Here is a 23,236-nt window from a genome sequence, read left to right as displayed (position 1 = left end):
ATGATGAAAATGTTTCGATCCGCATCGGCAGGTTTACTGCCCACTCACTTTTCCGCTGTACTGCTCTTGGGGTTGGCTACCCTGGCCAGTCACGCACAGGCCAGCTTTACAGAGGTGACGACGACAGCTCTGCCGATGCCGACCATGAGCAATGGTCAGCCGCCTAATCTGGACGGCGGTGCTACCACCGGAGATTTCGATAACGACGGCGATATCGATATCATCATACCTACGCGGGAAGACCGCGATCTCTACTTTCGCAATAATGGCGATGGCAGCTTCAGTGAAATTGGTGAGCAGGTTGGATTCACCTTGGTCACCGATGGTCGCAGCGCAGCGGCCGGTGATATCGATAACGATGGTGATCTGGATGTTTATGTCACAGCCCATATCGAGCAGGGGCACTACCTCTACATCAACGATGGCAGTGGCATATTTACCGAAGAGGCGGGACTGCGTGGCGCGTCTATACCGGGTGGTTTTCGCTTTGGCCGAGGAGTCGCTTTCGGCGATTATGACCAGGACGGTTATCTGGATATTTTCGTCGCCGAATACCTCGAGCCATGGATGGAAGTGCTGGAAACGACCGGACCCATCAGCCGCTTGCTGAGAAACCGGGGGGCATTGCAGCCCGGATATTACGACGATGTCACTATTACCGCGGGTCTCGTTCAAAACGGTATTCCCGGATACCGCCCCGGAGTCTATCCACACACTCCGCGCTTCTCCGATCTCGACCGTGATGGGTGGCCGGATCTGGTTATCGCTTCTGACTATGATGAAAGCCGGCTTTACTGGAACAACGGTAACGGTACATTTACAGATGGGACTGCAAACTCAGGGTTCGCCACCGGTCGAACCGAGATGGGCATGGACACAGCTGATATCAACGGTGATGGCCTGCTTGATATTGTTACCACCTCCATTTTTTTGGATCAGGATGATGACGGTGTCCCGGATAATCACTGGGATGGTAACCGGCTCTATCTCAATAATGGCGATCGCACTTTCACAGACGGTACCGATGCCGCAGGTATTCGCAAGGGCTATTGGGGCTGGGGAGTGGTCGCTGTCGATTTCGACAACGACAGTGATCTCGATTTGTTTCAGGCGAATGGCTTTGCCGACTGCCCGTCCTGCGTCGAGGAATTTCCGGACGTAAACTGGGTTGGTGGCTTTCTCGACGAACCGACTCTGCTTTTTCAAAATGACGGCAACGGGGTGTTCACAGATGTTGCCGTGGCCAATGGCATCGTTGTAAACGAGGTGTCGATTGGCGTCATTGCATTTGACTACGACGGCGATGGCGACCAGGACCTGTTGCAAATAAACCGCGGTATTGCACCGAACCTCTTCCGCAATGACACAGTCAACGACAGCGATTGGCTGCAGATAAAGCTCAACACTACAGCCTCTGCTGCCAATGGCATCGGCGCTTATGTCACCGTGACACCTTCGGCCGGTGGCGCCAGCCAGACCAAGGAGGTGAGTGCCAGTGGCACCTGGATGGCGCAGGATGGCTCAGGTAGTCTTCACTTCGGGCTTGGTGAGCTGGCCTCGGGCAGTACCGTCGATGTGCAGATTGATTGGCCCACCGGTGTGCAAACCTTTCACACGGCACAGCCAGTGAATCAACGGATTACCTTTGCAGATGCGCTGCCCGGCACCCTGTCTCTGGTTGCCGACAAGCCCTCACCAGGCGGCCTACAGGATTTGGGTGCCATTACATTCACTGCCTCCGCTGATGGGGGCTTCGGGCAGTATGAATACCAGTTCTGGCAGCTTGTGCCGGGCGGTGACTGGCAACTTACACAAGACTACAGCCACGCCAATACCTATATCTTCTCACCGGTATCCGTGGGCGAATACGGAATAATGGCTCGCGCGCGCAATATCGGCAGCAACGCCGAGTTCGAGATTGAGCAAAACCTTGTATTTGTAGTCACCCAGGATGCGCCTTTAACGGGTGTGTCTCTTGCGGTCGACAAACCAGACCCGATGTATTTAAACAATGGTGATATGGCGACTATCACAGCCACAAGCAGCGGAGATGCAGGCACGCCTGAATTCCAGTTCTGGCTAAAGGACCCTGCCGATGAGTGGGCCATGGTGCAGGATTGGAGTTCGTTGGCAACACTCGATGTAACACCGACTATAGCCGGGTCATACACCGTCGTTGGCAGGGCCAGGAATGCGGGAAGTATCACCGATTTTGAAGCGGAGACCGCCACAGTTTTCGAGGTGTTCCCTGTCGCACCTGTACTGGCCGTTGGATTGACATCTGACAAACCCACACCCGCGCTTCACGACACACTGGGAGAGGTGGCCATTATCGCTTCAGCAAACGGTGGTTCGGGTAGCTATGAGTACCAGTTTATCGTTACTACGCCCGAGGGTTTCACCGTTGTGGCCCAGGATTACGGGCCATCGTCGACCTATGTGTCGACTCCTCCCGGCCCTGGGCGCTATATAATTTCTGTGGCGGTGCGCAACGCCGAAAGCACAGCGCCCTACGAAGCCATTAATGCGATGATCTTTGACGTATTGGATGCGCCCGCGCCCAACGAGATTGTGATCACTGCAGACAAGCAAAGTCCGGCGCAGTTCCAAGGCATCGGTAGTGTGAACTTTACCGCGACTGTCGGCGGACATGATTCTGGTACCGAGTACCAGTTCTTTGCGCGTACAAATGCCGGCTCCTGGCAGCTGGTGCAGGACTATAGCGAAAGTGCTACCTATGCGGCCGTTCCCACGTCAGTAGGCAGTATTGATGTCGTAGTCTATGCCCGTGCCGCAGGTAGTGCTGATCCGCTCGGCGCGCCGGGGTTCTTCACTTTTGAATTGCTGAACACGCCTACGGCTCAAACCGTGGGAGTCAGTTCCGGCAAGTCAGGCCCGGTTATACTTCAAGACGTCAACGTCCCGGTTTATACCGCTCAGGCCACCGGTGGCAGTGGCGATTACGAGTATATGTTTCAGGTCAATTCAACCGATGGCACACCCATTTTCACCCAGGCATACGGAACCTCAGAAGTATTGGGTTGGCAGCCTGAGGCAGCAGGCCTCTACAGTATATCGGTGTTTGTGCGCAACGCCGGTAGCGCATCTGCTTTTGAGGCGCTTGGTGCAACGCTGGTAGAAGTGCTCGATCTGCCGCAGATCGCCGGCCTCACTCTGGAGGCTGACAAGCCTAGCCCAGGGCCTTATGAAACAACCGGGACAGTCACGTTCACCGCTTCAGCGACGGGTGGCTCGCCCAATGTTGAATACCAATTCTGGGTGCGTTCTCCCGCGGGTAACTGGATGCTTGGGCAGGATTACAGCACGTCTAACAGCTTTGGTCTTACGCCTACGGATGCCGGGGATTCTGTCATTGTGGCGTATGCCCGCAATGTTGGCAGTTCGGCGGCGTTTGATGTGAACACCCTGATGTTGTTTACGCTGGATGAACCGCTGCAGCCTGCCGAATTGCTCGTAGTGAATGGCGATGGCGATGGGTCTTATACACCGGGCACTGAAGTCACGCTCACGGCGGCCCCGGCTGATGCACATTATTACTTCTCGCACTGGTCCGGCGCAGACGGCAGTGTCATCTCGGATATCCATGCGGCAGCGACAACGCTGGTGATGCCTGAGGGCGCTACCATCGTAACGGCGAACTACCTGCCCGGGGTTTCGCCCGACGCCGATGTCGGTTTGGCCAGACGCTGGAATGAGGTTTTGGTGCAGGCCATTCGCAAAGATTTTGCGCGACCGACGATTCACGCTCGTAACCTGTTCCATATCTCGGCAGCGATGTACGACGCCTGGGCCGCTTATGCTGATGTCGAGGAAACCTGGTTGTACGGCCGAACGCGCGCGGCCATCAACTGTCCGCTTGTCAGCATTACTCCTCCTGAGGATATAGAGGCCGCGCGTCGCGAGGCGATCAGCCACGCCGTCTATCGTCTGCTTAATCACCGCTTTGTGAGTTCGCCCGGTGTGTGGACAACGACCCGCGATGCGGATGCACTGATGGCATATCTTGGCTACAACGCCAATGATAATACACCTGGCTCTGCCGCAGCGCTGGGCAACCATATTGCGCAGTGTTATATCGATTTCGGTATTGCCGATGGCTCAAATGAGGCAAACGAATACAGGAACAGAAGCTATCAGCCAGTCAATATCGCGCTGCAACCTGAATTTCCCGGGAATCCGAATATCAGCGATTTGAATCGCTGGCAGCCGCTTTCGCTGGTGGAGTCTATCGACCAGTCCGGCAATCCGGTGAGCAATACGCCGGCTTTCCTGGGGCCGGAGTGGGGCAGCGTTGTACCGTTTGCATTGCAGACTTCGGACCTGAACGTTTACCAGCGCGAGGGTTTCGATTACTGGGTATATCACGATCCCGGATTGCCTCCGACTGTTGATGGTACGCTGAGTGATGTCTACAAGTGGGCCTTTTCACTGGTCTCTATCTGGTCGGCTCATCTGGATCCCGGTGACGGTGTGATGATGGATATTTCGCCGGCCTCAATCGGTAACATTCAGTCCTACCCGACACAGTTTGAGGATTATGACCAGTTCTACAACACACTGGCAGGGGGTGATGCGAGCGTAGGTTACACGGTGAACCCGGTAACCGGTCAGGCATATGCTCCTCAGATCGTACCGCGTGGTGATTATGCACGCGTTCTGGCAGAGTTCTGGGCCGACGGCCCGGAATCGGAAACGCCGCCGGGGCACTGGTTTGTCATTCTGAACGAGGTTAACGACCATCCGCTGTCAACCCGTCGCTTTGCCGGCGCTGGCCCGGAACTCGGCCACCTTGAGTGGGAGGTCAAATCCTACTTCACACTGGGCGGCGGTATGCATGATGCAGCAGTTACGGCCTGGGGTGTGAAGGGGTGGTACGACTATATCCGTCCGATCTCCTCGCTGCGTGCGATGGCCGATCTCGGGCAGAGTTCAGATCCTGCGCTGCCGTCATATCATGTGAATGGCATACCGCTGGAAGCGGGTTATGTGGAACTGGTAGGGGTGGGTGACCCTCTGGCAGGTACTGCTAACGAACACGTTGGTAAAATAAAAGTACTCGCCTGGCGTGGGCCAGACTATATCGTCGATCCCGCGAGTGACGATGCCGGCGTGGATTGGATTCTTGCGGAGAATTGGTGGCCGTATCAGCGTCCCAGCTTTGTCACACCGCCCTTCGCCGGTTATGTCTCGGGCCACTCGACCTTCTCACGTGCGGCGGCTGAGATCATGACGGCGTTAACCGGTGATGCATTCTTCCCCGGTGGCATGAGTGGTTTTGCGGTGCCAGCCAACGAGTTCCTGGTATTTGAAGAAGGTCCCAGTGTCGATATAACGCTGGAGTGGGCGACCTACCGCGATGCTTCTGATCAGTGCAGTCTGTCGCGGATCTGGGGCGGCATACATCCACCACTTGATGATATCCCTGGAAGGCTGATGGGTATTGAGATAGGCGTTGATGCGTTCAATCTCGCAGCTGATATGTTCAACGGAACTTCTCCTCCCTGATTGTTCACTGAACAGCAATTGGAATAGGGAGTACGTTGCAGTTCACAAAGTCCGGATAATTTCAGGAATCCGGACATTGTGATGCGACTGACCGCTCAACTTGTTATATCGTGTTGTTGGTTGTGCGGTTTTTTCCCTTATACTTCCAATGCAAATAGTTAGGCCACGGTGTGCAATGCAGGAGTTAGGTTACGCGTGTTCTGCCTATGCAGAATCTCTCAGTGAGTTTGGTACCCCGCGGCAACTTGTCGAGTCGGGTGGTTGGCTATTGGAGAGGAGCATCCCGGACTCCAATCTGCGCGATGCAATGGGTTGCTACCCGATATTCAGTTGTTCCGATTGGTCCAGGATTCATCTCGATTTTGACGCTATCGGCGATGATCTGGTCAGTCTTTCGATGGTTCCCGATCCGTTTGGGGATTACGACGTTGACTATCTGCGGGAGTCATTCCGTGACCTGGTAGTACCTTTCAAACAACATTACGTGATTGATATGGAACGACCACTCGATGAAACGGTCTCCCGTCATCACCAGATTGCCATTCGCAAGGCGCAGCGAAAAATTCGAACCGAAGTGTGCCTTGATCCGCACAAGTTTCTGGATGAATGGATTGACCTGCATCAGAACCTGGTACGAAAACATAGCATTACCGGTGTCCGCGCTTTTTCCAGATGGGCTTTCGAGCAACAATTGCAAACACCAGGTATTGTCGTCCTTGTTGCAAAGCATAATGATGAGGTAGTAGGTGCCCAGTTGTGGATTCAACAGCGCAAGGTCGCCTTTGGCCATGTTTTGGCATTTACCGATATCGGGTATAAGCTGGGCGCCAGTTATGCGCTCTATTGGTTTGCGCTGAATCATTTCTCGGACAAGGTGCGGTGGTGTGACATTGGCGGTGTGGCCGGCAACAGCGATAGTGCCTCCAGCGGCCTTCACCGCTTTAAAGAAGGGTGGACGACTGAAAAGCGCACAGCCTACTTTTGCGGACGAATTCTCAATGCGTCCCGCTATAATGCGCTGGTGGAAAAGACTGCTTTTAGCGATAAGTTTTTTCCCGCCTACAGACAGGCATTCTGATTGATGGCTGACCAATACATATTCAATAAAAGAGAATCATGGGAGCCTCTGTCACGATGAGTGTTGGCGACGAAAGTTCGAAACCGAGGGTGCCAGCTGCCAGGCCGTTGTTCTCAAAAAATGATATTCAGGGGCTTCAGGAAACCTTTGCCAGCGTGCTGGAATCGGGCCGGCTCATTCTGGGAGAACAAACTCAGTGTTTTGAGGAGGAATTCAAGGCGTATGTCGGAGCAGAGTATGCAGTGGCCGTTAGCAGCTGTACAGCTGCGATCCAGATAGCCCTACGATTTCACAATGTGCAGGGACGCGAGGTTATTCTTCCGACCAATAATTTTGTCGGTGTGGTAAGCGCCGTGATTGCCGAGGGCGGGCAACCCGTTCTCGCTGAAATGGACCCCCACACATTCTGTGGTGACACCGATGACATTCTGGCTCGAATCACCGACAAAACAGCGGGTATTATTGTCGTTCATATCGCCGGTCTTATCTCCCCGGATGTAGCCCGGCTGCGACAGGTGTGTGATGAAAAAGGACTGTTTTTACTCGAAGATGCCTCTCACGCACACGGTGCAAAAATTGATGGCCAAAGTTCCGGTGCGCTGACGGATGTAGGTTGTTTTTCCTTCTACCCCACCAAAATATTGACGACATGCGTAGGGGGGATGCTGACCACTCGCAATCCGAAATTGGCCGCCTATGCGCGCTCGGTACGGCATCATGGGGTCGGTGGCGGACTCGAAGATATCGTGCTCTTGGGGAATAACTGGTGCATGAGTGAACTCCATGCGGCGATGGGGCGTTCCCAGTTGCAGCACATCGATGCTCACGTTGATCACCGCAATCGCATGGTGGAGCGCTATCGTGAGGCCCTGCAGGGCAGGGCATGGTTGACGATACCGGCCTACACGGACAATATCAGGCACGCGTACTACAAATTTCCGACGTTACTGGCACCAGAAGTAGATTGTATGGTATTTCGTCGAATGTTGTTTGAAGGCTATGGAATAGAGAATGGGGCGATCTATAACCCACCTTGTCACCTGCAACCGGTACTGCGACAAAAATTTGGATTCAGCGAGGGGTTGTTTCCAGTGGCAGAGTCCACTCTGAGGCGCCAACTGTGTCCTCCCATTCATTCAGGTATTAGCGAAGCGGAAGTAGACCGGTCTATCGAATCGATCATTGCGGTAGCAAAGCGTTGTGGGTTGGAATAGCAGGGCGGTATCTGTACTGTTCACTGCTCATTGGTAAACAATAATGTGCATGCACCTGGGATCGAGTGATGACTGAAGAACGCGCTATACAGACAGGACGGTTGTCGGATAAGGTGGCGATTGTTTCAGGTGCGGCAGCGGCAGATGGCGCTGTTGGGATAGGCGCAGCGACTGCGATACTATTCGCCCGAGAAGGCGCGAAGGTACTGCTGGTCAACCGGACTGAAGCGCATGCGCAGCGGTTGCGTGATGATATCCTCGAACAGGGCGGTGAGGCAGCCGTTTTTGTCGGCGATGTCACATGCGAAGACGATGTAAAACACATGGTCGAAACAGCTATTGCGACCTACGGGCGCATAGATATTTTGCATAACAATGCCGGTGTCGGTGCGCCCGGAACAGTAGTGAGCGTCGAGCAGTCTGTGTGGGACCGCGCCATGAAAACCAACCTGCAGGCGACGATGTTGACCTGCAAATACAGTATTCCGCATATGATCGCCGGGGGCGGTGGTTCCATCATCAATACTTCGACAGTGGGTGCTGTGCAGGGATTTCGGCGCGGCGACATCGGCTTTGCCGCCTATACAGCTTCCAAAGCAGGGTTGATAGGTTTGACGCTGTCCATCGCCGCTGATTATGCAGCCGATGGCATTCGCGCCAACAGCCTGATTGCGGGAATGGTAAACACGCCTGCTTTGCAGAAACTCGGCGAGGAGGCTCGGGAAAGAAGGCGTCTGGCAGTACCACTGCAAACTGAAGGAACTCCCTGGGATGTGGCGTGGGCTGCCGTGTATCTGGCCAGTGATGAGGCGCGCTGGATTACGGGAGCATCTCTGCCAGTGGATGGAGGGCAGGCTAACCTGCGGGAATGGCCTGGTTGAGATAGTTGCAGCAGTGTGGTTGTGAACCCCAGTTTTTACGGAGTGGATGCCGGTCCCTCGGGGAGGCCTCCGACTATTTTGAGCATGTCGCTCTCAACTGCCGCTCTCCAGGGTTTGCCATCTGGGCTGGCGGAATCGATGGGATGAGGACTGTCGCCGACGCCGGACTGAAAGAAAGCCAGTGTTGGCACTGCCGAGCGGGCGAATTCCGCCTGATCAGACTCTCCGTGTTCAATCAGCAGCGCTGCAGCGCTAGTAATATCATTTTTTGAATGGGCGAGAAGGCCTGCATCGACGACGAAGCTTCCGTCTAATTGGTTGGTTGAAATGACTTCGCCGAGTTGTTGCAGGATCTGAAACGCCTCGGAGGTGGAGGCCTGCTCTGGCTCTGTTTCTGCCTCACTCGGATAGAGCGTAGACAACAGGGTCTGCACATCTGCCGTGGACTGAAGTGCCTGTTGAATACGCCATGCTGGCTTGAGGTACTGCTGTGTTGCCTGCAGCAGCGAGTCGGCCGTGAGCGTAGTCTCGATGTCGAGGCGGGGTGGTTCACCTCCTTGATAGAACCAGTCAAAAATACGGTTTGCGTAGTCGCTGTTCATACCCCTGAGAAGATGTCCGTCGTCGAATGTAAACCACGGTTTTCCCGACAGCGTTCTCACCAGACAGCTGAAGGAAACGGCGTTCCAGTAGAAGACGTATTCCGACTCCAGTAACAGTGATTGGAAATGGGTATAGTCGCAATGACCCAGTAATTCCATCGCATCGGCTGCATGGCTGTGTTTACGAACTGATTCGATCACCTTGGTCGGCGCGATCAGTGTGGGAACACGGCCCGCTTCCAGCGCTTCATTCAGTTTGCGGACCAGGACTTTGCGAAATTTTCGCGACATGCCCTGTGCCCATATTGTCGAACCATACTTTCCTTCCTGAACGGTGTAATCCTGGTCCCCCAGTATGAACAGCCAGCGCTGGGTGTACTTGTCGGTGGCTGCGGGTGTGTATCCCGGTTGCGACAAAAAATCGTTGTTGTGAAAGTGCAATCGTCCAGGGTTGTTCTGACTCGCTGTCGAATGCCTCGTCGACGCGCCGCAGGGGTACACATGCAATGTCTGACTCAACTCACGGTTGGTTTCCGTGAGCAATTGCGACAGCCGCTTTTTCTCTTTCGCTGCGAAATACGCCCAGATGATGTTCCATTTTGGCGCCGTGAGAGTGACCAGTTCACTGGCATCCACGTCATCCAGTAGCGCGAGGAATGGATCACTTGTGAAGTGCTTCCAACCCTGCATCTGCGCGGAGTGTAACAGCGAGTTCAGCTCATCTACGGAGCACAGACGGTGTATCGGCAGCAGGTATCCAGAGAACAGCCCAAGCACCCCTGGAGGTTGTTGTGCCATGCTTTTCTGAATATCAGCTATAGAGTGATAGACAAATGTCCTGCCCGGAAGGATGTCGGGGTTTTGCGCGTGCAGCTTAGGCGGCAACATTAGCGTCGTATTCTGAGCGAATGACTGTTGGCCAATCAGGTACATGGCGAGCGCGAGTTCACCGTAGTCGTTGCAGACGACCAGTATGAGCGGTGTATTGCTATCCGGCATGCGGTATCCATTTGGTTTTATAGAGCTGGTTGCGTCGCCTGACAGCCATCAGGCAGTGGCCGAATGCGTGTGTCAAGTCGCTCTGGCATCGTATCAAACGCATTTTGCCCCTTCAATCCCGTGCTGTGCAGATAGTGACTCAGTTGGCAGCCAGGAGTTTTTCTGGCGCTTCAACCTTCTGGAATTGTCGATGTTTAGGGGGCCTGTGATAGGGTTTATCGTGCAGATTACACTTGGTAGTTGGGCAGTCGGCAGTGCGGGGGCTGGACCTACAATTAGCGTACACGGTTGGGGATATCACGCTGCAGGTCGTCAATGTGGTAGTGCTGCAGCACATAGTCTTCACAGGTTAGATTGAAGCGTTACAGTGGACCATTCATGTAGGCACAAAAGTGCTAGAATGAAGCACAGTCTTGCCAAAAAGGTCAGTCGGTGCGTCTGGGTGGAGTGCTGTCTGCCGTTGGCGGTGTACAGAATAATTGAACAAGAGAGCGTAGCGAATCATGGCTGCGAACAGAAATTATGCAGACTTATCATAAAGACCATCTCCCGGCGTACCTGAATTTCCTGCAGGCAAAATACGATGCCTATACGGGGGCGTCGCAGGTCAAATCCAGACCATACTATGCCATGATAGATCCCTGTGATCTATGCCAGTTGCGTTGTCCGACTTGCCCAACAGGCATCGAAAATGAAGGGCGTAGGCTTAGGACGCTGGATGACACGCTCTATCGAAATGATCGATCCAGACTCTCCATGGAGCTATTTGATACGTTGCTGGACGAGATGGGTGAATACCTGTTTCTGATTGATTTTCACAGCTGGGGAGAACCCTTGCTTAACGAGCATACGCCTGAATTTATCAGAAAGGCGAATGCCTACAAGATCGAAACTGTCATGCATACGAACCTGTCCCTGAAACTATCAGAGCAGCAACTAGAGAATGTGCTTACTGCGGGGTTAGACCTGCTGGTTGCTTCGGTTGACGGTTTTTCACAGGAGGCCTATGAACGGTTTCGTGTTGGCGGCGATATCGAACTCGTCAAGGAGAACCTGGTAAAAGCGGCGAGAGTTCGAGATCGACTCGGCCTCACTAACGCAATCATCTATAAGTTTCTGGTGTTTAGCTGGAATGAAGGGGAAATCGCGGCCGCCCAGCAGTTCTGCGACGAGCACGGTCTGATCTTTCTGCGCCAGGATGGTATGGTGCCGGACGCTGAATGGCTGCCGAGTTACAGAAAGGATGAAATCCCGTTTATTTCGCTGGACGACGTCAATGTGCTGGACAAGCAGTGGGAGCAGGCGGGTCAACCCGGTTATTGGAAAGAGCATGAGAAGCATGCTTACTACATGCCGGTAGCCACTGACCTTAATTGGATTCCAACTCATGGCCCCCAGGTCGATTCATTTTGTGGCTGGCACTACAGTGTAGCCGTAATTCAACCTGGTGGGCAGTTGACGCCATGCTGTATTACAGCGAAAGAGAGCGACCGCTATGGCACGGTCGTACCAGGAAAGGTTTCCCTCGGGGATGTCTGGAACAACGAAAACTACCGCAAATCACGAGCGGTTTTTTCCGGCGAGAAAGTCGACGGGCTTGAGGATGTAGACACCGTTTGCTGTCGCTGCTACTACCCCGATGCGCTGAAACACAGTCAGAGCAATAACGATAGTAAAATTATCGGGCAGTTTTTGAGCGTATTCGAAAGCTCCCATCCGCAGTATGCCGAGGCATTCAAATTGCTATCGGCGGGAGAGAGTCAGTCGGTCAGAGAGCGATACGTTACGCTGTTTGAAGAGCAGTTGGCCTGTCTGATTAAAAGTGACCTCAGTGAGCGAAATCCGATAGCCCGGGAACACGAGCAAGAGCAAGAGCAAGAGCAAGAGCAGTCACAGGACGCCTCCGCAGAACCAGTAGAACTCTCGTTCGAAGACGCAGCGAAGATCGCTCAGCGTTATATGACAGAGCTAAGCCGTATTGGCATGAACGGTCAGATTGTGCATGACGTTTCACACCTGCCGTACTCCAAACCCGAGATCACTGCCGCGCTATCCATGATGCTGGAATCTGCCAGTGATGAGGAGGCGCGGGCAAATTACAAGAACGGTGTCATGGTGCTGGCATTTTTCCAACCTGATATTGGTGCCACATCGGTAGCTATCGACCAGATGGCGCCTGAGCACATAACCTGGCAGGAAATTGTCGTTCGCGAGATGAGAGCGTTGGCGTTGCCGTGACAGAGTCGCTGAATTTTACCGGCCTCCGTCGCCGTGTATTTAGCTGCCAGACGCTGTGGTGATCACATTTTCTCAGGCCGAGGCGGGGTCTGTGCGAATCACATCACAGTTCTACCCAATCTTCATAGCCCGGACTTGCCTGTCGGCATAGAGTAGAGTGCACAGTGGCCCGAAACGACCTTGTGACGGGTGTGTCGACGGGGTCGTGCAGCCGGTAATGAAGTGATAGACTTCAAGAGGTGCGTAGAGTTTTAGTTGCGGTGTTACGAAGTACTGGGACACTCGTTTGAACCAGCCTCATGCAATCACGGAGATTGACCAGAACTTATGCTTTCCCCTGAAATAGTAGAAGAATTCAATCGCATCCGAAACACGCCTGCCGGTACCTCGGCGTGTCCAGCGGCCTCCATCAATCTGCACTTCTCTCAGCAGGGTGTTGTCACCGCCTGCTGTTTCAATCGACAACAGGTACTGGGCGTATACCCCGAGAATTCTGTCAGCGAGATATGGAACGGCGAACCGATTCGGGAATTGCGGGAAGCGCTGGAAAATAACGATCTGTCCAAGGGTTGCCAGAAGTGCGAGCAGCAACTCGAAGCCAGAGACTACGGTGGCGCGCATGCGCTGTTTTATTCAGTATATGCCAGGATGACCGAAGAGAAGCGAATCCAGCGCGGTTTGCAGCCAGACGTAGATCAAGCCATCACACCATTACCGATGCGACTTGAATTTAACATCCACAACTCCTGTAACCTGGAGTGCGTGATGTGCCACGGGTTGGCGTCCTCTGCGATACGTACGCGCCGCGAGAGACTGTCGCCAATGCCCAACCCCTATGATGAGGCGTTTGTAGATCAGATTGAACCGTTTCTTCCCTATGTCGTTGAAGCCGATTTCATGGGTGGTGAACCCTTCCTGATTCACTCCTACCAGATGTTGTGGGAGCGTATTGCAAAGGTGAACCCCAAGATGGAATTGTGCATTCTGACGAATGCCACCATTTTGGATGACAAGATCAAGGAGTTACTCGAGCGGATTAACTGCCTGATGCATGTGTCCATCGACTCTATGTACAAAGAGACTTACGAGTCTATCCGTAAAGGTGCATCGTTTGAGCAGGTGATGGAAAACTGCATGTACTATCTGGATCTGATGAAACGAAAAGGGCTTCCCTACACCTGGCGCTACTGCCCAATGCGTCAGAACTGGAAGGAGATCCCCGATACCGTCAAGTTCTGTAACGAAAAAGGTATCACCCTGATGTATAACCAGGTGGATTCCCCCGTGAATTTTTCGTTGCATACGCTCCCGACAAACGAGTTGCAGGCGGTCATTGATTTCTTCAAGGATAATATTCCCCCGGAGAAGCCCTCCAGGGTCGAGTTGGAAAACCGTAAAAATTTCATTGAACTTATTCAACGCCTTGAGGGTTTCCTGGTGGCGGAGAATCGCTTGAATGGATTGAAGTCTCGGCTCGATATTTCAAATTCTGTGATTAGCCAGTATACCAAGGGCAAGGACAAGACTTCGAAGCGAGTGCCTGTTGTGGTGCTTGGAGAATCATCGAACTATCTTGTCCAGGCTTCGAAGCGATATGTGGCGACCAGAATTAACGTCGACCAGGCCCGGATCACCGAACTCCATTTGCCGGATGTGGTGTCCGATAGGGTGGAGGAACAGCTGGCCGATATGATGCAACTGCTGTCTGAGACCGACGGGGCAGTGTTCACTCGGGTATTTCTGAATGAGCTGGTTCGTACCTATTCCGGTGTTGGTGGTGTTACTCACGTTCACCACGGTGACATTTTTGCCTGGATTGAGGAGTTTTCCGCGTCATTGGGATCTCACTCGCACCAGCGGGAAGTGATCACAAACCTGTTGCATGCGACGCCCGGTGATGTCTATGAGTTGTTGGCGTCTTCGCAGTCTGCAGCAGACGTTAAGGAGCAGCTGGTGGGGCGATATACCCCGACTGCCGATCAACTTTCCCAGCCAGCTTGAGCATCGCTGTATGAAAGAGCAATGCGCTGCTTCAGTGCGCCCCGGGCCATAACAGACGCGCGTCGCCGTAAAATCTCGTGACAGCCTATACGGCTAGTGCTGGCGAAACCGCTCGATTCGGTCAACTGGTTATTTTTCTAGTCGGAGGGTAATATTCACGGTCTAGGATCGGTCAAGAAAAGCGTTATAAGTTATTAATAATAAAAGGTTTTAAAATCGTCACAAGGCCCCGCTAACTGATGCATTAATTGACATGATATGTTGTTTGGTTATGATGCTACAGTTGTAGAGCATAGCTCAGATATACAGAGTAAGTCGGTATCGCAACATGTGTTATTAGCGCACATAGGGTGTGAATACGGTCTGGTTCGCAGTGCCTCAGAGATCTCAAGGAATACGAATTGAAAGCTATTGTTCATATAGGCGCGGAAAAAACCAATGCGGGCTCTATACAACAGTTTCTGTATCTGAACAGAAAGAATCTACAGGACTCAGGCTATCATTTTCTGCAGAGCGCCGGGGAAACCAATAATCGTGCACTTCCGGCCTACTGTGTCAGTAAACCAGGCATCGATGACTATTTTCGTATCGATGGCATTACCACACCCGAAGAGCGGGCAGCGTTTAACAAGCAATTTTTGATCGATTTTGAAGCCGAATTGCGAGGTCTGCCCGATAGCGTGCACACTGTACTCATTTCCAGTGAGCATTTTCACACCAGAATTGTCACTGAAGGCGATATGGACAACGTCCATCAGTTTTTTTCGGGACATTTCGAGGAAGTGAAGATTGTTTGTTATCTCCGCGAACAGGTTTCCTGCTGCGCAAGGCGGTACTCTACGTTTCTTAAGGCTGGGGGCAGGGTTTCTTTCGAAAAATTCTTGGAAGAATGCAAGCCGAAGAACATTCAATACAATTATCTGGATATGTTGGCCAATTGGGAACGGTGCTTCGGTATTGATGCATTGGATGTGTCACTGTTTACCAAAGACCGGTTTTTGAACAGCAGTTTGCTAGATGATTTCACAGCGAAAATCGATCCAGCGTTGGTGGGAACGCTAAATCAGGATGTGCGCCTGGAGAATGAATCGCTGCGGCCTGCCGGTCAGGTATTGGCTCGAGCGGTGAACCTGGTGTTCCCTTTGAAATCCAGGGTGCCGGAGGTCAGGGCATTCAGGGAGCAGTGTCAAGGTCTGATTGCGCAGAGAATGGCGGGTAGAGGCCAGCAACCTGATCTGAAGACATGGCAGTCCATCTATCAAGACTTTGCCGATTCAAACGAGCTACTTCGACAGAAGTTCTTTTCCGATGTCGATACGTTATTTGTCGAGCCGTTCGAAATGGAACTGCCACGTAATATGATCGACGATGAGTTTACGGAGCTGTTGCTTGAGATTGTGGCGCTGATAAAAGAGAGTGGCATCGATATGGAGATGCCCAAGGCCTACTCGCGTCTTTGGAGTGTGATCTCTACCTGTGTTACGGAAATGGCTAATTTTCAGGGTGGTATGCGCATCGGACCGCCACCTGTTACGCTGAATCCCAAGGATGGACACCTGTTAAAGGACATTGCGCTTCGAATCGAAGAGAGGTACCCGCAGGCGACTTTCAAACTAATGACTCTGGCGAGCAGGGTGTTGCCCAATGCCCCTGTGATCAAGAATAAACTGAAGCAATATGAAAAGAAGGATGATACTGGGCAGCCGTCGGACTTTATTGTTACCTATCACGGCGGCGCTGAGCCTTCGGATCGGCAGGCCTATCAGAAGTTGCATGAGCGGTTTGGAAGCTGGTTGGAAACATTGCAAGTTCCCCGGGGTAGCTCGTTGGTCCCAGTGAAGGATAACAAGGTATTGAAGGCAGATGGTATTCTTCAGAATGAGAAGCCATCTTCCATGGTCGGATATACCATATTTCAGGCCGGCTCTTTGGAGGAGGCTATTATTATTGCGAAGAAATGTCCGCATCTGGAGACAGGTGGGACTCTGGAAGTATCTGAAATTACTGTTCCCTATGCACAGTGAGCATCGAAGGGTCACGCTTGGTTGCAATGAGCCCGCTGATGGAAAGTAACAATACTTGAACCTTGCACAGGCAAGCTTAAAAGATTTACATGAGGGCAGAGACGTAATGTCATCCAAAAATAGAAAAATACGCTATGTGAAGGACAGGGCGTCCAATGCTTACTGGTTGTTGAAGCAGGGCGATTTCAAACAATTCCTGCAGCGCCTGAGCAGCGAAGTTGAATTCCAGTTGAACAATGTCAGAAATCGCATTAATACCTATGCTGAAGTACGCAGTCAGGGTCAAATCAGTTTCGACTCTCAGACAGGATCCCCCGGTGCGCCGGCAGATGTTCCAGACCTCGATTCGGAATATATCGACAGGCGCAAGCTGCAACCCCCGAGTTACCGACCTACTCATTTCAAGCGTGTTGAAACGGTAACCATGAGAGCAGACTCAGAGGAAGTGAAAGGCGAGCTGCGGGCTATTCTTTCTTCCTTCAATGTTCGAGAGAGAGGCTAGGGTTAATGTCTGACACGAAAAAAGTTACTGCGATAACGGTTACCTTCAATGGTATGGCCTTTCTCGAGACGTTCTTTAACTCGCTGTTCTCGGCAGATCAGCAGGGCATAGAGTTGGAGGTCATTCTGGTAGACAACGGTTCAACGGACGGTACAGTCGATTGGGTCAGAGAACATTTTCATCAGGTCAGGGTAATTGAGAACGACGAAAACAATTACGCGCGTGCACTGAACCTCGCGATTGCCAACTCATCCAGTGAGTATGTGGTTATTACCAACAACGACGCGACGGTACACCCCGACTGGCTTCAGGGATTCTTCAAAGTCTTTAAGCGCGATAGCAAGATTGGCGCGGTGCAGAGCAAGATATATTTCTCTGACTCCAACACCATTAATAGCGTAGGGGTTCAGGAAGTTGAACACTTCTATTTTAGTGATATCGGTTTTGATCTGAAAGACTCAGCCCGATACTCCAAGCCCAAGGAGCGCGAATATGTCACCGGCGGTTCTGTGATGTTCCGCAGGGAATGCCTCAATGAAGTAGGGCCCTGGGACGAAGAGTTCATTATGTTCATGGAGGATGTTGATTACAGCGCCCGCTGTCGTGAGCACGGCTGGAAGCTGTGGTATTCGCCTTACAGCATCCTCTATCACCAGTATCACGGCAGTACGTCTCAGGCGTTGTGTGAATACTTCTGCACACGTAACCGCTTTCTGTTTGTTGCCAAACACTTCCCGTTAGAGCTGGTGGAATGCATACCCACATCGCACTTTTTCAAGAAGGGAGAACTTGATCACCTCTATCGGTCGCTGTTGCACGCCGTGCAAAAAATGACTACCTGCCAGGACGCGGCCACGGTCAAAAAGGTACTCCAGGATCTGAGAGCGCGCCTGCCGGAGTATCTGGGTGATGTCGCAACTTATACGTTCTTCTCCCATTTGGAAGTGTTGCTCGGGCTTCGAAAAATCCGTGTTGGTATCTACGATCACGCCGGGCACTTTGCCGGGGGGGGGCAGCGCTATGTTGCCGAAATGGCAGATCACATTCAAGATCGATACGATGTCGGCTATATCTTCAACAATGACGTGGAACTGAGCGAGTACAAGGAGTGGTTCGACCTGAACCTGGACAAGTGCTCGATGAAAATTATCAAGATTCCTTTCTTTGAGGATAGGAATCGGTATACAGCGGACGAGGGTATGGTGCTGGGAGAGCGCACCAATCCGTTTGATATTATCGCCAGGGAAACAATTAACTACGATATCTTTATCAATGCCAATATGCTGGGCAAGGTAAACCCGCTTTCGGCGGTTTCGATCTTTATCTGCCACTTCCCCGATCAGGAGAGGACACGTTTTTTCCAGGTCGACAAATATGATCACCTGGTTATCAACGGTGATTACACCGGTGGCTGGGTCAAGCGGCGCTGGAATATGGAGCCCACCACGAAGCTCTATCCCCCGGTAAATATGTATAACCCCTTGAGTAACCCGGATGACAAGGAAAAGATCATTCTATCGGTATCGCGGTTTGAAATCAGCGGGAGTAAAAAACAGGTAGAAATGATTGATACGTTCGCCAGGATGGTGCGCGAGTATCCTGAGGAAACACGCGAATGGAAACTGATGTTGATCGGCGGCAGTACACCGGGTAACACCTATATTGCAGAAGTCGAGGAGGCGATAGCCCGGGCGCAATGCAATATCGAATACATCGCCAATGCCGCCGTCAGCCAGATCAAGGATTATTATCGTAGAGCGTCCATATTTTGGCACGCCTGCGGGCTTGACGAGGAAAGGCCGGAGCGCGTTGAGCACTTCGGCATGACCACCGTCGAATCCATGCAGAACTGCTGTGTGCCAATTGTGATTGATGGCGGCGGGCAGCGCGAGATTGTCGAGCACGGAGAATCTGGCTTCCGCTTCTCGACGCTGGATGAGCTGATGGCACTCAGCCTGACTGTGATGGGGGACAGGAGCCACTGTCGCCGGCTGGCCGAGCGCGCTTATCGACGAAGCGGTCTCTTTAACCGCAAGGTATTCCGGGAGAACCTCGACAGGTTGCTTGCAGAAGCAGAATTGAACCTGCTCGGTCACGATGTTCTGCCGAGGCCAGCGGCCGGCGAAGCGGCATAACGTGGTGGGGCCAGTAATTGCCCTGTGAAGCTGATACTCAATGCGAAGGCGTTGCGCCCACCGATAACGGGTATCGGCAATTATACCTATCATCTCCTGGAACAGTTTCTGCAGGGGCACGATATAGATGAGGTGCACTGCTTCAGCGGCAGCCATTGGCTGGCGGGGAAAGAACAGCGCACACTTACCGCTGGTATACGCGCCAGGCGAGAGAAAAATGCCCGCAGCAGACTGGACGATGTATTTTCACTGCTGCGTGATACCGTCAGTAAGGTTCCCGGCACGCAGGCGCTGTTCACATCTGTGATGGATCGGCGCTTTGAGCGCAGCGCGAATCGTATTCCGAACGCGGTTTACCACGAGACAAACTATGTGCTGCGGCCGTATGCTGGGCCCTGTGTGACGACCGTGCACGACCTCTCTCATGTCAGATTTCCTCACTATCATGCCGATCACCTGATTGAATGGCTTGACGCCAATTTGCAGAAAACGCTGAACCGCGCAGATTGTGTCATAACCGTGTCCGATATCGTTAGGGCAGAATTGATAGAGCATTTCAACCTCCCGGAAGAAAAGGTCTGCACCATCTATGAGGGCGTTGAGTCTTGCTACAGGCCGCGCAGCGAAGAGCAGACGGCCGCTGTTCTGTCGCGGCTCGGACTGGGGCATAAACAGTATGTGCTGCTCTCCGCGACGCTTGAGCCCCGCAAGGGCATTGATGTGTTGCTGGATGCATGGAGCTTGCTTCCAGAAGCATTGCGCCGCGCCTACCCACTGGTTCTAACCGGTTCCAGTGGCTGGCGCAATGAGGCCCTGATTAAGAAGGTTGCCGGCCTTGCCGCACAGGGTACCGTGCGCCATCTGGGCTATGTTCCCGTCGAAGAACTGGCAGTACTTTTTTCGGGGGCGGCAGTTTTCTGCTATCCCTCAGTGTATGAGGGTTTTGGGTTACCGGTGCTGGATGCCATGAGTAGTGGCACGCCGGTGATCTGCCGCGCGGGCACATCCATGGCAGAGTTTTCACAGGGAGCATGTGTAATGTGTGAAACCGGTGAGCCTGAGGAGTTGGCTATCAATCTGGACGCCTTGCTAAACAGCAGTTCAATGCGCAACGAGTGGGCAGGGAAAGGCCTGAAACAGGCGGCACGGTTTTCGTGGGAACGCTGTGCGTCAGAGACAGCGCAGGTGTACCGCGCTATTGCCTAGCCTCCAGCGGGACGCAACGCAGAGCGAAAGCGCTTCAGGTGGTGATGATTAATCGCAGAGCCTGCAACTGCAGGTTGGCGTGTTGGATGTGTATCGCACACTCTTCAATCCTGTAGTTGATATGGTCGATCTCTTCCTGTCGAATGGACGGGTTTACCGTGCGCAGGGCGGTGAGGCGATCCAGTTCTACGGTCAGGGAGGCGCGCATGGTCTGCTCTGCTTCGCTCAGTATTTTTTGTAGTTGGGTTTCAGCCTGTGCCGAGGCCAGCGACATTTTGGATTCCACTTCCGTTCCGACCTGCTTGATAATCGCCAGCGCAGTGGATTTCTTCACCTTTTCTATCAGCTGATTGAGCCGTTCGTGGGGAACGATGTCCGCCAGGTCCTTGCCGCGGGCATCCACCAGAAGCCGCATCGGCGTGATTGGCAGAAACCGCTCCAACTGCAGGTCTTTGGGCGCCACGCAATTGACGGTGTAGACTACCTCGAGCAACATGGTGCCCGGTGCCACGCCGTTTAGTTTTATGGTGCCCAGCGCGGCGTTGCCGAGCTCTGTGGAATGCACCATATCCATCGCCTCCAGCACCATGGGGTGTTCCCAGGTGAGAAACTCCATATCTTCGCGCGCCAGCGCCTGCTCGCGACTGAAGGTAATAGTGGTGCCGTCTTCGCGCAAACCCGGGAAATGCCCGGTGAGCATGTGTTCGGAAGGGCGCAGTATCAAAGCCTGGTCTGAATGGTATTCTTGGTCTACACCAAAGGTGTCACACAGCGCTTCGAGGTATTGCGGCAGTTCATCGTTGGACTGCGCCGCAACGATGTCATCTATCAGGTTTTGGGCCACTTCTGGTTTGCATGAGTTTCGCTCCAGCAGCTTGTCTCGTCCCTCGCGTAACTCCTGCCTTGCTTTGGCAGTGAAGGTCGCAGTTTCCTCAAGTAGCGCATCGAACTCGTCTGTGCGCTTCTCCAACTGTGGAATCAACTGATCTTCGAATGCCTCAAATATCATATAGCCAGCCGAGCAACTCTCCCGAAAAACATTCATGCCGCTGTCATACCACTGGAACAGTGCGTGCTGCGCCGAGTCTTCAATATATGGGACATGGATGTTGACGTCGTGATTCTGTCCGATACGGTCGAGGCGTCCAATACGCTGTTCCAGCAAGTCCGGGTTCAGCGGCAGATCGAACAGGATCAGGTGATGGGCGAACTGGAAGTTGCGTCCTTCGCTGCCGATTTCTGAGCACACCAGAGTTTGTGCGCCGTTGATTTCATCCGCAAAGTAGGCGGCGGCCCGATCCCTTTCAATGATGGAGAGTGCTTCGTAGAAAGCACTGGAACGTATACCTGCGCGGAGGTGTAAATGGTGTTCAAGTGCGACGGCCGTTGCCGCATGCGCACAAATAACCAGTACCTTGGCTGGGCGTAGTTGCTTGAGAGTCTGCTCCAGCCAGCTAACACGCGGATCAAAAGACAGCCAGCTGTCATCCAGATAGGGTAATTCGGGGTAGAGCTTTTCTTTCAGGTCGAGCTGCGCAAGCGCGTACTGCTCCGGTGCCGGTAGCGGGTAGGGGTGCAGTACCCGTTGTGGGAAGCCCTCTACTGCAGCGCGGGTGTTTCTGAACAATACACGGCCAGTACCGTGGCGATCGAGAATCTGGTCGATGATGGTTGAAGGTGGCGCATCGCCATCTATGCCAGGCGGAAGCTCCACGTCGGTGTCACCCGCTTCCAGGCGGTCTGCTAGCGCACTCCATTTGCGGTACTGCTGCTCCTCTTCCTGAAACGCCTGCAGCTCGTGAAAACGCGAGGGATCGAGGAGGCGCAAACGGGCGAAGTGACTCTCCTGGCCTATTTGCTCCGGCGTCGCTGTGAGTAGCAGCAGGCCGGCTGTCTGATGGGCGAGTGCTTCCACGAAGCGATAATCTTCGCCAGCTCCATCGGGCGACCAATGCAAGTGGTGGGCCTCGTCGATGGCGACCAAATCCCATTGCGCCGCCAATGCCTGGGCCTGGGTTTCCGGTTGCGACAAAAACACATCAAGGCTGCTAAGAATCAACTGCTCAGATTCGAAGGGATTGTCGACATCACTTTCGGCTATACGCTCGCGATCAAACAGCGAGAAGTGCAAGTTGAAACGACGCAGCATTTCAACTAGCCATTGATGTAATAAACTCGGGGGCACAAGCACCAGTACTCGTGAGGCACGCCCAGTCAACAACTGCTGCTGCAGGATCATGCCAGCCTCGATGGTTTTGCCGAGCCCGACTTCATCGGCTAGCAGCACGCGCGGTGCGTGCCGTTGCCCCACCTCATTGGCAATGTATATCTGGTGCGGCAGCAGGCTGGTGCGCGAGCCAGTGAGGCCGCGGACTTTGGAGCGTTGCAGGGCATCGGTATGGTGGAAGGTAGAAACCCGAAGCGCGAACTCACTGTGTTTGTCGAAATGCCCATTGAGCAGGCGTTGCTGTGGTGTGGTCAACTGGACGAACGCATCAAGTTCAAGCTCGGAAACAACGACCTCCTCGTCGTGATGATCCGTGCCTTTGTAGATCAGCAGACCCTGGTGTTCCTTCACCTCAGTGACCAGAACTTCGACATCGCCGACGGTAGAAATGTGATCGCCTGCTTTGAAACGCAAGCGGGTCAGTGGAGCATTTTCGGTGGCGTAGGTGCGCTCCTCGCCCACAGCGGGGAACGCCAGTGTCACACGGCGCCCTTCCAGATCAACAACGATACCAAGTCCTAATTGAGCGTCTGCGTGGCTTACCCAACGCTGTCCGACTATGTAATCCATCAGTGAATTTTGCCTGTGATTATCAGAGATGCA

The 23,236-nt window shown here is 53.2% G+C and carries 12 protein-coding genes; 10 read left to right on the top strand and 2 right to left on the bottom strand.

Annotation, left to right across the window (positions count from 1 at the left end; translation table 11 throughout):
* The first annotated feature begins 3 nt into the window (after positions 1 to 3).
* The 4 genes from AC0L6S_RS07055 (at position 4) to AC0L6S_RS07040 (ending at position 8,699) form a co-directional block, all read left to right on the top strand.
* A complete protein-coding gene (locus AC0L6S_RS07055) occupies positions 4 to 5,526 on the top strand; it encodes an FG-GAP-like repeat-containing protein (protein ID WP_473427720.1) in 5,523 nt (1,840 codons plus the stop codon).
* 175 nt (positions 5,527 to 5,701) lie between these two features.
* Complete coding sequence (locus AC0L6S_RS07050; RefSeq protein ID WP_473427719.1) at positions 5,702 to 6,604, top strand: GNAT family N-acetyltransferase; 903 nt, start codon at positions 5,702 to 5,704, stop codon at positions 6,602 to 6,604.
* A 56-nt stretch (positions 6,605 to 6,660) separates the two neighbouring features.
* Positions 6,661 to 7,818, top strand: coding sequence for a DegT/DnrJ/EryC1/StrS family aminotransferase (locus tag AC0L6S_RS07045; protein WP_473427718.1), 1,158 nt, complete (start codon positions 6,661 to 6,663; stop codon positions 7,816 to 7,818).
* Between the two features lie 68 nt (positions 7,819 to 7,886).
* Positions 7,887 to 8,699 carry an SDR family NAD(P)-dependent oxidoreductase gene (locus tag AC0L6S_RS07040; protein ID WP_473427717.1) on the top strand — a complete coding sequence of 271 codons (813 nt, stop codon included), beginning with the start codon at positions 7,887 to 7,889 and terminating at the stop codon, positions 8,697 to 8,699.
* 35 nt (positions 8,700 to 8,734) lie between these two features.
* Here AC0L6S_RS07040 and AC0L6S_RS07035 read toward each other — a convergent pair whose 3' ends face one another.
* Positions 8,735 to 10,300, bottom strand: a complete 1,566-nt coding sequence (locus AC0L6S_RS07035; protein ID WP_473427715.1) for a hypothetical protein — start codon at positions 10,298 to 10,300, stop codon at positions 8,735 to 8,737.
* 522 nt (positions 10,301 to 10,822) lie between these two features.
* Here AC0L6S_RS07035 and AC0L6S_RS07030 point away from each other — a divergent pair.
* From AC0L6S_RS07030 to AC0L6S_RS07005, 6 genes are all read left to right on the top strand, one after another.
* Complete coding sequence (locus AC0L6S_RS07030) at positions 10,823 to 12,538, top strand: radical SAM/SPASM domain-containing protein (protein ID WP_473427713.1); 1,716 nt, start codon at positions 10,823 to 10,825, stop codon at positions 12,536 to 12,538.
* Between the two features lie 327 nt (positions 12,539 to 12,865).
* Positions 12,866 to 14,539: a radical SAM protein gene (locus tag AC0L6S_RS07025; RefSeq protein WP_473427711.1), complete on the top strand. Its 1,674-nt coding sequence runs from the start codon at positions 12,866 to 12,868 to the stop codon at positions 14,537 to 14,539.
* A gap of 638 nt (positions 14,540 to 15,177) precedes the next feature.
* Positions 15,178 to 16,563: a YciI family protein gene (locus AC0L6S_RS07020; RefSeq protein WP_473427710.1), complete on the top strand. Its 1,386-nt coding sequence runs from the start codon at positions 15,178 to 15,180 to the stop codon at positions 16,561 to 16,563.
* A 106-nt stretch (positions 16,564 to 16,669) separates the two neighbouring features.
* Positions 16,670 to 17,065 carry a hypothetical protein gene (locus tag AC0L6S_RS07015; RefSeq protein WP_473427709.1) on the top strand — a complete coding sequence of 132 codons (396 nt, stop codon included), beginning with the start codon at positions 16,670 to 16,672 and terminating at the stop codon, positions 17,063 to 17,065.
* Between the two features lie 5 nt (positions 17,066 to 17,070).
* A complete protein-coding gene (locus tag AC0L6S_RS07010; protein ID WP_473427708.1) occupies positions 17,071 to 19,200 on the top strand; it encodes a glycosyltransferase in 2,130 nt (709 codons plus the stop codon).
* 24 nt (positions 19,201 to 19,224) lie between these two features.
* Positions 19,225 to 20,406 (top strand): glycosyltransferase family 4 protein, encoded by a 1,182-nt coding sequence (locus tag AC0L6S_RS07005; RefSeq protein ID WP_473427707.1) that lies wholly within the window; start codon positions 19,225 to 19,227, stop codon positions 20,404 to 20,406.
* A 34-nt stretch (positions 20,407 to 20,440) separates the two neighbouring features.
* Here the strand turns inward: AC0L6S_RS07005 and rapA are convergent, their stop codons facing one another.
* Positions 20,441 to 23,203, bottom strand: a complete 2,763-nt coding sequence (gene rapA / locus AC0L6S_RS07000) for an RNA polymerase-associated protein RapA (protein ID WP_473427706.1) — start codon at positions 23,201 to 23,203, stop codon at positions 20,441 to 20,443.
* Positions 23,204 to 23,236 lie beyond the last annotated feature (33 nt).

It is taken from the genome of Halioglobus sp. D3-4 (assembly GCF_055809315.1).
Note: the sequence above shows the minus strand (reverse complement) of the source record. Positions and strands in the feature narration are given on the sequence as shown.

Excerpts from the sequence above, each read along its gene's own strand:
- AC0L6S_RS07050 (WP_473427719.1), top strand. The coding sequence starts at position 5,702 with ATGCAGGAGTTAGGTTACGCGTGTTCTGCCTATGCAGAATCTCTCAGT.
- AC0L6S_RS07025 (WP_473427711.1), top strand. The coding sequence starts at position 12,866 with ATGCTTTCCCCTGAAATAGTAGAAGAATTCAATCGCATCCGAAACACG.
- AC0L6S_RS07045 (WP_473427718.1), top strand. The coding sequence starts at position 6,661 with ATGAGTGTTGGCGACGAAAGTTCGAAACCGAGGGTGCCAGCTGCCAGG.
- AC0L6S_RS07015 (WP_473427709.1), top strand. The coding sequence starts at position 16,670 with ATGTCATCCAAAAATAGAAAAATACGCTATGTGAAGGACAGGGCGTCC.
- AC0L6S_RS07055 (WP_473427720.1), top strand. The coding sequence starts at position 4 with ATGAAAATGTTTCGATCCGCATCGGCAGGTTTACTGCCCACTCACTTT.
- rapA (WP_473427706.1), bottom strand. The coding sequence starts at position 23,203 with ATGGATTACATAGTCGGACAGCGTTGGGTAAGCCACGCAGACGCTCAA.
- AC0L6S_RS07010 (WP_473427708.1), top strand. The coding sequence starts at position 17,071 with ATGTCTGACACGAAAAAAGTTACTGCGATAACGGTTACCTTCAATGGT.
- AC0L6S_RS07035 (WP_473427715.1), bottom strand. The coding sequence starts at position 10,300 with ATGCCGGATAGCAATACACCGCTCATACTGGTCGTCTGCAACGACTAC.
- AC0L6S_RS07040 (WP_473427717.1), top strand. The coding sequence starts at position 7,887 with ATGACTGAAGAACGCGCTATACAGACAGGACGGTTGTCGGATAAGGTG.
- AC0L6S_RS07030 (WP_473427713.1), top strand. The coding sequence starts at position 10,823 with ATGCAGACTTATCATAAAGACCATCTCCCGGCGTACCTGAATTTCCTG.